Source organism: Aerosakkonema funiforme FACHB-1375 (genome assembly GCF_014696265.1).
Lineage (GTDB): Bacteria > Cyanobacteriota > Cyanobacteriia > Cyanobacteriales > Aerosakkonemataceae > Aerosakkonema > Aerosakkonema funiforme_A.
Genome location: NZ_JACJPW010000083.1, coordinates 26,892 through 37,406 on the forward strand (window position 1 = coordinate 26,892; position 10,515 = coordinate 37,406).

General features: G+C 42.9%; 7 protein-coding genes. 5 read left to right on the forward strand and 2 right to left on the reverse strand.

Annotated elements, in window-relative coordinates; genetic code table 11:
* Window positions 1-12: 12 nt before the first annotated feature.
* The 4 genes from H6G03_RS26110 to H6G03_RS26125 all read left to right on the forward strand — a co-directional run bounded on the left by H6G03_RS26110 (window position 13) and on the right by H6G03_RS26125 (window position 3,816).
* Window positions 13-1,446, forward strand: coding sequence for a circularly permuted type 2 ATP-grasp protein (locus tag H6G03_RS26110; RefSeq protein ID WP_190470846.1), 1,434 nt, complete (start codon window positions 13-15; stop codon window positions 1,444-1,446).
* A 207-nt stretch (window positions 1,447-1,653) separates the two neighbouring features.
* The gene (locus tag H6G03_RS26115) at window positions 1,654-2,052 is read left to right on the forward strand and encodes a four helix bundle protein (protein WP_190470850.1); all 399 of its coding nucleotides are present in this window, start codon (window positions 1,654-1,656) and stop codon (window positions 2,050-2,052) included.
* Between the two features lie 148 nt (window positions 2,053-2,200).
* On the forward strand, window positions 2,201-3,151 hold the full coding sequence (locus tag H6G03_RS26120; RefSeq protein ID WP_190470853.1) for an alpha-E domain-containing protein: 951 nt from the start codon (window positions 2,201-2,203) through the stop codon (window positions 3,149-3,151).
* Window positions 3,152-3,315: 164 nt separating this feature from the next.
* The gene (locus tag H6G03_RS26125; protein WP_190470856.1) at window positions 3,316-3,816 is read left to right on the forward strand and encodes an ester cyclase; all 501 of its coding nucleotides are present in this window, start codon (window positions 3,316-3,318) and stop codon (window positions 3,814-3,816) included.
* 13 nt (window positions 3,817-3,829) lie between these two features.
* Here H6G03_RS26125 and H6G03_RS26130 read toward each other — a convergent pair whose 3' ends face one another.
* Together H6G03_RS26130 and H6G03_RS26135 are read right to left on the reverse strand one after the other, a co-directional pair.
* Window positions 3,830-7,621 (reverse strand): AAA-like domain-containing protein, encoded by a 3,792-nt coding sequence (locus H6G03_RS26130; protein WP_190470859.1) that lies wholly within the window; start codon window positions 7,619-7,621, stop codon window positions 3,830-3,832.
* Between the two features lie 6 nt (window positions 7,622-7,627).
* Window positions 7,628-9,190: an AAA-like domain-containing protein gene (locus tag H6G03_RS26135; RefSeq protein WP_190470862.1), complete on the reverse strand. Its 1,563-nt coding sequence runs from the start codon at window positions 9,188-9,190 to the stop codon at window positions 7,628-7,630.
* A 151-nt stretch (window positions 9,191-9,341) separates the two neighbouring features.
* Between H6G03_RS26135 and H6G03_RS26140 the strand changes: the two genes are divergently transcribed.
* A complete protein-coding gene (locus H6G03_RS26140; RefSeq protein ID WP_190470865.1) occupies window positions 9,342-10,196 on the forward strand; it encodes a transglutaminase family protein in 855 nt (284 codons plus the stop codon).
* Window positions 10,197-10,515: the final 319 nt, after the last annotated feature.

The window sequence follows — 10,515 nt, forward strand, 5'->3', positions numbered from 1 at the left end:
CCAATACCCAATATGCGATTTGATACTTACGAACCGGGAGACTTCTATGATGAACTCTTTATCGCCAAAGAGCAACCCCGCTCAGAGGCGACCCTTTTAATCGAAAGGATTAATTCTCTACCGCCAAAAGAACTCCAGCGCCGCCAGCAAGTCGCCCAGAAAGCCCTCTTCAAGCTGGGAGCGACTTTCAACGTCTACGGCGATAATCGGGGTACGGAACGCATCTTTCCTTTTGATGTCATTCCCCGCATTGTTTCGGCGGAAGAATGGGAGGTACTGGAAAAAGGACTCAAACAGCGTATCTACGCCCTGAATTGCTTTATTGCAGATATCTACGACGCTCAAAAAATTATCAAGGACGGCGTTATTCCTGCGGAATTAATTGCTTCCGCCAAAGGATTTTTGCAACCTTGCATCGGATTAAAACCACCCGGAGGAATTTGGTGTCATATCACCGGTACGGATTTAGTGCGAGAAAAAGACGGTCAGTGGTACGTTTTGGAAGATAATCTCCGCTGTCCTTCCGGTATCTCCTACGTTTTGGAGAATCGCCGGGTGATGAAGTCGTCCTTCCCCAAATTATTCGAGACAATGGCAATTCGACCCGTGGACGACTACCCCAGCCATTTGCTCGACACTCTGCTCAATCTAGCACCTACCAATTTAACAGACCCGACTGTAGTAGTTCTTACCCCTGGCATCTATAATTCTGCCTACTTCGAGCATTCTTTTCTCGCCCAGCAAATGGGTGTCGAACTGGTGGAAGGTAGAGATTTGGTAGTGGCGGATGGCTACCTGCAAATGCGTACCACCAAAGGATTGCAACGAGTTGATGCTATCTATCGTCGCATCGATGACGACTTTATCGACCCGCAGGTATTTCGCTCCGATTCGATGTTGGGCGTACCCGGTTTAACTGAAGTTTACCGCAATCGTCGGGTGGCGATCGCCAACGCCTTGGGAACGGGAGTCGCCGACGATAAAGTCATCTACGCCTACGTTCCCCAAATGATTCGCTACTACCTTGGCGAAGATGCCATTTTGCAAAACGTTCCCACTTACCTGTGCTGGGAAGAAAAGCAATTAAACTATGTTCTTGCCAATTTAGACAAACTCGTGGTAAAATGCGCCAACGAATCCGGTGGCTACGGTATGTTAGTTGGCCCCCACGCCACACCGGAAAAACGACAAGAATTTGCCCAATTAATTCAAGCCAATCCGCGCAATTATATTGCCCAACCTACCCTTTGCCTATCGCGAGTTCCCACAATACTAGACGATAGTTTTGAAGGATGTCATGTGGATTTGCGTCCTTACATTCTCTACGGCAAAGATATCTACGTACACCCAGGCGGTTTAACTCGTGTCGCCCTCAAAAAAGGTTCTTTAGTAGTAAATTCCTCCCAAGGTGGCGGTAGCAAAGATACGTGGGTACTCGCCAGCTAGGGGTTAGGGGTTAGGGGCTAGGGGCCTGGGGAAGAGAGGGGTTAGGGGTTAGGGGTTAGGGGCCTGGGGAAGAGAGGGGTTAGGGGTTAGGGGTTAGGAGTTAGGGGATAGGGGAAGAGAGAGGAAGGGATTAGGGGTTAGGAGTTAGGGGATAGGGGAACAAGTGGGTTAAATTTAGGTTTTGAGTTTAACTTCAGGTGTACTACTATGAGCGTAAGCAGCTATCGAGATCTTAAGGTTTGGCAAGTTGGGATGGAAATAGCAGACCAGATTTACCAGCTAACCGACAGCTTTCCAAAGCACGAGATATACGGTTTAAGCAGTCAAATGCAACGCGCAGCTGTATCGATTCCTTCTAACATTGCTGAAGGACACGCGAGAAACTCTACTAAGGAATTCTTGCATCACATCTCCATCGCACAAGGTTCGCTTGCCGAATTAGAAACTCAGCTAATCATAGCAACATGGCGGCCTTACATTGAAAACAAGGCCAATATTGAAACAATTTTTCAGAAGATGGAAGAATTGGGTAAAATGCTTGGCGGGCTAGAAAAGTCTTTGCAAAATAAACTAAAGAAGGAGAAGAAACCGAAAACAGAAGACTAACCCCTCTTCCCTTTCCCCGTTCCCCTCTTCCCTCTTCCCCTAGCCCCTAACCCCTAACCCCTAACCCCTCTCTTCCCCTAACCCCTAACCCCTAACCCCTAACCCCTCTCTTCCCCTAGCCCCTAACCCCTAGCCCCTAACCCCTAAAATGCTAAGTCGCGTCGCTGATTCAATCTACTGGCTAAATCGTTACGTCGAACGGGTAGAAAATATCGCCCGCTTTATCAATGCCAATTTCAATCTGATTCTCGATTCTCATGCGGGTGTCGCCCAACAATGGGAACCTGTGGTGCTGACTACAGGTGACTTATCGCTATTTCAAGAACGTTACGGAGAAGCTACTGCTGAAAATGTAATACAGTTTCTCACATTCGATCGCGATTATTCCAACTCTATTTTGTCCTGTTTGCAAGCAGCTAGAGAAAATGCTCGATCGATCCGCGAAATCATTTCCTCAGAAATGTGGGAACACATGAATAGTTTCTATTTTATGGTGAGAGATGCAGCGGAAAAACAAACACCTTTTGAAGCGCAAGAATTTTTTACCGAAGTCAAACTGTCAAGTCACCTATTTGCTGGTGTGATGGATGCCACGATGACTCATAATGAAGGGTGGCACTTCGGTCAAATGGGACGTTTTCTGGAACGGGCAGATAAAACGGCTCGAATTTTAGATGTGAAGTATTTTTTGCTGTTACCTTCGGTGAAAGATGTAGGCAGTACGCTAGATGAATTGCAGTGGATGACTTTATTGCGATCGGTTAGTGCTTATGAAATGTATCGCAAACGCCAACATCGCATTACCCCAACGAGTGTGGCGGAATTTTTAATTTTGGATCGGGAGTTTCCGCGATCGATCCGATTTTGCCTCATGCAAGCAGAACGCTCTCTCCATCAAATCACCGCTTCTCCCCCAAACACTTGGAGTAATCCCGCCGAACGTTCTTTAGGTCGATTGCGTTCGGAATTAGATTATTTGACCATTGAGGAAATTATTCAAACTGGATTGCATGAATGTTTGACTCACTTGCAGAAACAAATATACAATGTTGGCAACAATGTTTTTGAAACTTTCTTTGCCTTGAAACCAGTCAGTTAACTGCCGCTATATAGCTAGGGGCTAGGGCGTCGGGGATAGGGACTAGGGGTTAGGGGCTAGGGGTTAGGGGCTAGGGGCTAGGGGCTAGGGGAAGAAGGAATAAACGGTTTCAAGAATTAAGAATGGCTTAACCGCCTTGACTGTTGCTATATCAGGAATATCCTATGTCTGACGAACAGAAAAAAGCCATTGTCCTTCAATATTATGAAGAGTTCGACAATGGTAATTTAGATAAGATAGAGGATATGCTCGCTCCTCATTATGTCGCACACATACCCGGCTCTCCCGAACCGCTAAACCGCGAAACTTTTAAAGAATTTGGCCTGATGTTTCGCTCTGCTTTTCCGGATATTCGGCACAGTTTTGAAGATGTCATTGTCGATGACGATAAAGTTGTCACCCGTGGGAGTTTTGCTGGCACACATCAAGGAAAATTGCAAGGTTTGCCTCCCACAAATAAGCGAGTTACAGTGTCGTTCATCCACGTAGATCGCATTGAAAATGACAAAATCGCGGAACACTGGGGAGAAGCCGATTTAATGGGTATGTTGCGGCAACTTGGTGCAATTCCTGTCCCAATGCCGCTTGTTTGGCAGGGATTGAAAATTGGTGCGATCGTCTTTACAGTTTTATGTATCATCGGTTTATTAATTTACAGATATTAACTGTCTGACTTAGTTATTGCAACCGCTTTAACTCGTCTGGTGTAAATGGATTTTTACCCGAATCTAGAGCCTCTATCCAAGTTTTTCTTTGTGCTTTTTTTTCCTCATCATTACTGTATTCAATAAATGCTTGAAAATCTTCTATTGCTCCCTTTGTATCTCCATTTAAAGCTCTTGCTAATCCTCGACTATCTCGAATATTGCCATCATTAGGGGCAAGTTTTACGGCATTTTCACCAGCAGTTAGAGCATCTTTAGCATATCCGTATATGCTGCCATACCAGCACAATTCATTCAAGTCACGTGCGGAAATATCAACTTCGAGATCGAGTTTAATAAGTTCTTGATAGGTTTGAATTGCTTTGATAATTTCCTTGTCTTTCAGAAAATATCCTACTAACTTATTTTTAATCTCTGCCTCTAGAGGGTTTATTTTTAAAGTGCGATCGAGTTTCATCGCTCTGCTAACCAGTACATTTACCCTTTGAAAATCTTCTATAGAAATATAATAACGACCTTGCTCCAACCAATAAGAAGCTACTGGCTTATAAATATCTTCTTCCGAACTAAATTGCAAATTAGCATCGAGTTTACTAGCTTCTAGGAATAAAGCCAATGATTCACTAACCGAGCCATTTTTAGCTAATTCTTGTGCTTGTGTGAAAAGAAGTAAAGGAGTTGATTGCAAGACCTCTCGATCCTGACAAATGGATAATTCTTGTTTAATTTCCGGGTGAGTAATGAAATAATCTTTTAGCCAATGACAGCCAAGAGCAACTAAATCATCTATATCTATGTTGAGATGCCACAACTTCACTGTTTTGTCCACACTCGCAGAAGCAATCCATTCTCCGTCCTGGCTAAAACTGACTCCATATACTGTATCGCTGTGACCATTAAAAGTTTTCCAAAGAGTACCATCTCGTTTCCACAACTTCACTGTTTTGTCCCTACTCCCAGAAGCAATCAATTCTCCATTCGGGCTAAAACTGACTCCATATACTCTCTCGGTATGACCATTAAGAGTTTTCCAAAGCGTGCCATCCCGTTGCCACAATTTCACTGTTTTATCCCAACTCCCAGAAGCAATCAATTCTCCGTCCGGGCTAAAACTAACTCCTGTTACTGCATTGCTATGACCATTAAGAGTTTTCCAAAGCGTGCCATCCCGTTTCCATAACTTTACTGTTTTGTCTGCACTCCCAGAAGCAATCAATTCTCCATCGGGGCTAAAACTGACTGCCCATACCTCACTGCTATGACCACTGAGAGTTTTTACTAGAGTGCCATCCCGTTTCCACAACTTCGCTGTTTTGTCCACACTCCCAGAAGCAATCAATTCTCCGTCTGGGCTAAAACTGACTCCTATTACTCCATCACTATGACCATTGAAAGTTTTCCAAAGTGTGCCATCTCGTTTCCACAACTTTACTGTTTTGTCCACACTCCCAGAAGCAATCAATTCTCCGTCCGGGCTAAAACTAACTCCTCCTACCCCACCACTATGACCGTTGAGAGTTGTTACCAGAGTGCCACCCCGTTTCCACAACTTTACTGTTTTGTCCAAACTCCCAGAAGCAATCAATTCTTCATTCCGGCTAAAACTGACTGCCCATACCTCATTGCTATGACCATTGAGAGTTGTTACTAGAATGCCATCCCGTTTCCACAACTTTACTGTTTTGTCTCTACTCCCAGAAGCAATCCATTCTCCATTGGGGCTAAAACTAACTCCCATTACCCCATCGGTATGGCCATCAAGAGTTTTCCAAAGCGTGCCATCCCGTTTCCATAACTTTACTGTTTTGTCTCGACTCCCAGAAGCAATCCATTCTCCATCGGGGCTAAAACTAACTCCCATTACCCCATCGGTATGGCCATCAAGAGTTTTCCAAAGCGTGCCATCCCGTTTCCATAACTTTACTGTTTTGTCCCAACTCCCAGAAGCAATTAATTCTCCATCGGGGCTAAAACTGACTGCCTCTATTCCATCGCTATGACCATTAAGAGTTGTGACCGGAGTGCCATCGCGTTTCCACAACTTCACTGTTTTGTCCCAACTCCCAGAAGCAATTAATTCTCCATCGGGGCTAAAACTGACTCCATATACCTCATCGCTATGACCATTGAGAGTTTTCCAAAGCGTGCCATCCCGTTTCCATAACTTCACCGTTTTGTCCCAACTCGCGGAAGCAATCAATTCTCCATCCGGGCTAAAACTAACTCCAATTACCCGATCGCTATGACCGTTGAGCGTGTTATATTCTTGAATCTGATGTATAGCTCGATCGAGAACAGTAAAAACTAACCCTTGTATACTATCTCGATCCCACAGTGAGCGATTTATTTTTTTCAGGTTTTGTGCTGCTTTCAAGCTTTCAATTAATGACTGAAATGGTTGTCTTTGAAGAAATCTTTCTTGGGCGGCGGCAACCGCTAACCGCACATCCGCTACAGCTAGTGCTAATTCCGCTTTTTGGTGCGCTTCCGCTAAAATTTGATTGGCTTTTCTCTGTGCTTCTAACTCTCTTTCTGTTTCCTGATATTCTAATCTATGGCTAGCTTCTAAAAATCGATAATCTTCAGAAGATAAATTTTTGTTATTTGCCCAATTTAAAGCATCTCGTAACGCTTGTCCTCTTAATAATCGCGACTCATCTTGATGATGAGAAGCTACCCAAGCATTAAATGATTCGGCATAAGGTCGTAATTTGGCTAATTCTTGCTCTAACCAATGACCATTAAAAACAGCCGCATATATGCGATTGTAAACTTTTAATCTATTATCTTGTTTAACTACTAATCCCGACAAGCGTAATTCCGCTTCGTCTTGATTTCGTTCGGCTTGTAAATTTTGCTGTAAAATTCGTTGGTATAATCCCAGCAATCTACTGGCTTTATGTTGATTAATTAATAGTCTATCTCGAATCGTTCTTAAATGTTCCGGTTCATCATTTGATTCCCAGTTTTCCACGATTCGTTTCTGCACTAAACGCGCTAACCACTCATTCTCTTCTCCTGCAGGAATCGGTTCTTCGCATTTCAAAATAAGAGAACAAAGTTTCTGAGTCAAAAATGGTTGTCCGCCAGTCCAATCTAAAATACTTTGGATTAAAATTTGAGGATTACTCGATTTTTCTGCTAATCCTACTGCTAGTGGTTGTACCTCATTTAACTTAAATCCAGTTAATTCTATTGCTCTACCAATATTAAACGGCGTTCTGCGTTTATCGCCAATTAAATCGGAAGGTGTTGCCACACCAATTAAAGCAAAAGTTAACCGTTGATATTTTAGTCTATCTGCCCTCCGATTGTAACAATCTCTAATGAAAGCAAAAAAGTCATCAAGTTTAAAAGGTAAAGCCAGAACGCTATCGATTTCATCGACAAAAATTACGATTCCATCGGGAATCAATTTTAATAATACTGTCGCTATAAATTTACTAAATTTCTGAACATCAGACAGCTTATTATTATCTTCCCACCAACTATCTAAATCGAATTCATCATACAAATCTAAACTGCCCACAATGCTATCCATCATGCTAAAATACCATTCTTCGGGAGTGATATTTGTGGTGCCGATCGCAGTAATGTCAATGGCAACACAGTTAACTCCCTCTGCTTTTAAGCGTTGCATAACACGCACTTTTAGGGAAGATTTCCCCATTTGGCGGGAATTTAAAACATAGCAAAATTCTCCGGCTTTTAATCCTTGGTACAAGTCTTCATCGGCTTGGCGAGTGACGTAACTAGGTGCATCAATTGGTAAGCTACCGCCAATTTGGTAGTGATAGTTAGCCATAACTAATTAAGGTTGGATTTGATAGAGAGATATGCCGTAAGGAACTCCTTTTAATTGCCGTTCTCCCAAAGCTTCTACATTTAAATTGAGATGATCCTTGACAGCATCATAAACGATTTGAGAAATGCAAATTTTGCCTGGTGCGGCTTGGCTTTGCAATCTGGCAGCTATATTTACTCCCGCACCCAAAACATCTCCTCCAGTTAAAAACACATCTCCTAAATGAATCCCAATCCGATGGACTAAAACTCGTCCTGAAGGTAAAGTTGCCGCTTCAGTTGCGATCGCTTTTTGAATTTGAATGGTACAACTAACTGCTTTAACTGCACTCGAAAAATACATCAGCAAGCCATCACCTAAGTTTTTTAATACCTGTCCTTGGTAATGCTCGCAGATTTCCTTCATCAAACGAAAATCTCGTTTAAGTAATTCGCGCATAACTGTTTGGTTAGCCATCATTAGCTGTGTAGAATTAACTACATCAGTAAAAACAATCGCTGCTAATGTGGTATCATCAGCATCAGATATTATTGTTTTAGTATCTAAGCGATCGCGCAAATAAAAGCGATATAAATCGCATAAAGGAATCACTTCATTGCCAACAAATTTAACTAAACCCATACTCCGTAACTTAAATGCTTCAGTTGCAGCGATTTTCACGGGATTATCAGCAGCTACTACCTTTTTCGCCGCTTCTAATAATGCTTCATCTTCCAAGAGTTTACTTAAATGGTGGCGCAGGTGATCGTAAAAAAATCCTTCTTCGGTAGGAGCAATTTGTAATAGATGTTCTAAATCAATTTCTTGTTTAGCTAAACGATACAGTGCTACCCTGACTAAATAGGGATGACCCCCAAACATTGCCATGAACAAATCGATTTGTTCGGAAGTTAATTCTAAGCCATGCTTTTGGACTAAATCTATTACCTGTTCTTTCCCTAGCTCTGGGAGTTCGATCGGTAAACCCACATTAAAAGGAGATTGATTAATGTTTAAAGGAATGTAAACTTCTTTGGAATGGGAAATTACTAGATGTAACTTCTGCCATTTCGGTTCATTCTTTCCCTTTTCGTGCCACGCTCTGATTAATCCAAAAAAATCAACGGCAATTTCAGGATATTGGAATATCCGATCTACTTCATCCAATCCCAATACGAGAGGAGTATCTATTTGCGCTAACAAATGACGTTGCACGTAATTGGTACAGCAAGTTTGACTACCTCTCGGCCCTTTCCAATAGCGATCGATTTCGTCATCTAACTCTAAAGCATCAGTAACATTGGCACAAAACCACTGTAAAAACCGATCCAAATCCGTTAGGAAATTTCGCTCTACTAACTGAAAATTAATATTAACAGTCTCATAACCTTGTTGCTCGCTTTTTGCTAGAATCCGACTCATCAGGGAGCTTTTACCCATTTTTCGAGGAGCTTTTATCCTAATGAGAGCAGTCGGTTTGATGATGGTTTGATAACAATCAGCTTCGATAGGTGGGCGTTCTACATACCAAGGGGAATTGAGAGGGACTTGACCTTCGGGTTGTTCCAGGGGATATAGGGGAGCGTTCATGGTTGTGAACTATCTCTTCTAATTGCACCTATAATGGCCTTAACTTTGCTTTATTGATTTAAAATGTACATATATCTTTACAAAATATATGTCCAGCAAAGTACCAGTTAGTTAAACTGACTTAGTTAAAAACCTCAAACCTGAAATCGGGATGCACTATCAAATCCTTCACACCATCACCTACACCTACGATCGATCGGTTGTTCTGCGACCGCACGTTTTAAGGTTGCGATCGCGCTGCGATGGCACTCAGAAACTGCATTCCTTCTCTCTACAAATTGACCCAGAACCAATTGGTATTTCTCACATTACCGATTTAGATGGTAACGCCATCTTGCAAGCTTGGTTTGGTGGCAGCACTGATTATCTCAAAATCGAGGTAAGCTCAGAAGTTGAAACTTATCGCACAAATCCTTTTGTTTATCTACTAGAACCTTGGGCTTTAAGTTTGCCGATCGACTACCCGGCTTCAATGCTATCCCAACTTCAGCCATATTTACAACCGCAATATCAAATAAATGCAGACCCTGCCGTCATCCAATTAGCTCAAGAGATTGCCTTTGCTGCGGATTATCAAATCGGTACTTTCTTGATGCAGCTAAATCAACAGATCTACGAGAATTGCCAATATCTGAGGAGAGAAACCGGCGAACCCTTTCCCGGTGGCGTCACTTGGAAGCAAAAATCGGGTTCCTGTCGCGATTTGGCAGTTTTATTTATGGAAGTTTGTCGCGCCGTAGGTTTAGCTGCTAGATTTGTCAGCGGTTATCAGGAAGGAGATCCAGACCAAAAAGAACGAGATCTTCATGCTTGGGCAGAAGTATATTTGCCAGGAGCGGGTTGGCGAGGTTACGATCCCAGTCAGGGATTAGCTGTAGCCGATCGCAATATCGCTTTAGCCGCCAGCGCATTACCCGCATACGCTGCCCCCATTACGGGAGGTTGGCATGGTACAGGAGTGCGATCGCAAATGAAAACTCACTTATCCCTAATAGTTGATGACTAACTTGCACAGGACTTACGCACGCTGGGGCTAGAAACCGGGTTTCTTCGTCGATCGTTCACGGTGAAACCTACCATTTTTCGTAGAAACCCGGTTTCTTTGCGTAAGTCCTATTGCACAAACTTATCAAAGGTTTGTTCGTCCAAGAATATCAAAACTGTTAACAATAGAGAATTAAAGAATCTTCTTACGAGATAGAGCAACTAATGAAAGTCAGTGAGAACGTTCTTAATTCTTGAAACCGTTTATTCCTTCTTCCCCGACGCCCTAGCCCCTAACCCCTAGCCCCTAGCCCCTAGCCCCTAGCCCCTAACCCCTAGCC

Excerpts from the sequence above, each read along its gene's own strand:
- H6G03_RS26110 (WP_190470846.1), top strand. The coding sequence starts at position 13 with ATGCGATTTGATACTTACGAACCGGGAGACTTCTATGATGAACTCTTT.
- H6G03_RS26115 (WP_190470850.1), top strand. The coding sequence starts at position 1,654 with ATGAGCGTAAGCAGCTATCGAGATCTTAAGGTTTGGCAAGTTGGGATG.
- H6G03_RS26120 (WP_190470853.1), top strand. The coding sequence starts at position 2,201 with ATGCTAAGTCGCGTCGCTGATTCAATCTACTGGCTAAATCGTTACGTC.
- H6G03_RS26125 (WP_190470856.1), top strand. The coding sequence starts at position 3,316 with ATGTCTGACGAACAGAAAAAAGCCATTGTCCTTCAATATTATGAAGAG.
- H6G03_RS26130 (WP_190470859.1), bottom strand. The coding sequence starts at position 7,621 with ATGGCTAACTATCACTACCAAATTGGCGGTAGCTTACCAATTGATGCA.
- H6G03_RS26135 (WP_190470862.1), bottom strand. The coding sequence starts at position 9,190 with ATGAACGCTCCCCTATATCCCCTGGAACAACCCGAAGGTCAAGTCCCT.
- H6G03_RS26140 (WP_190470865.1), top strand. The coding sequence starts at position 9,342 with ATGCACTATCAAATCCTTCACACCATCACCTACACCTACGATCGATCG.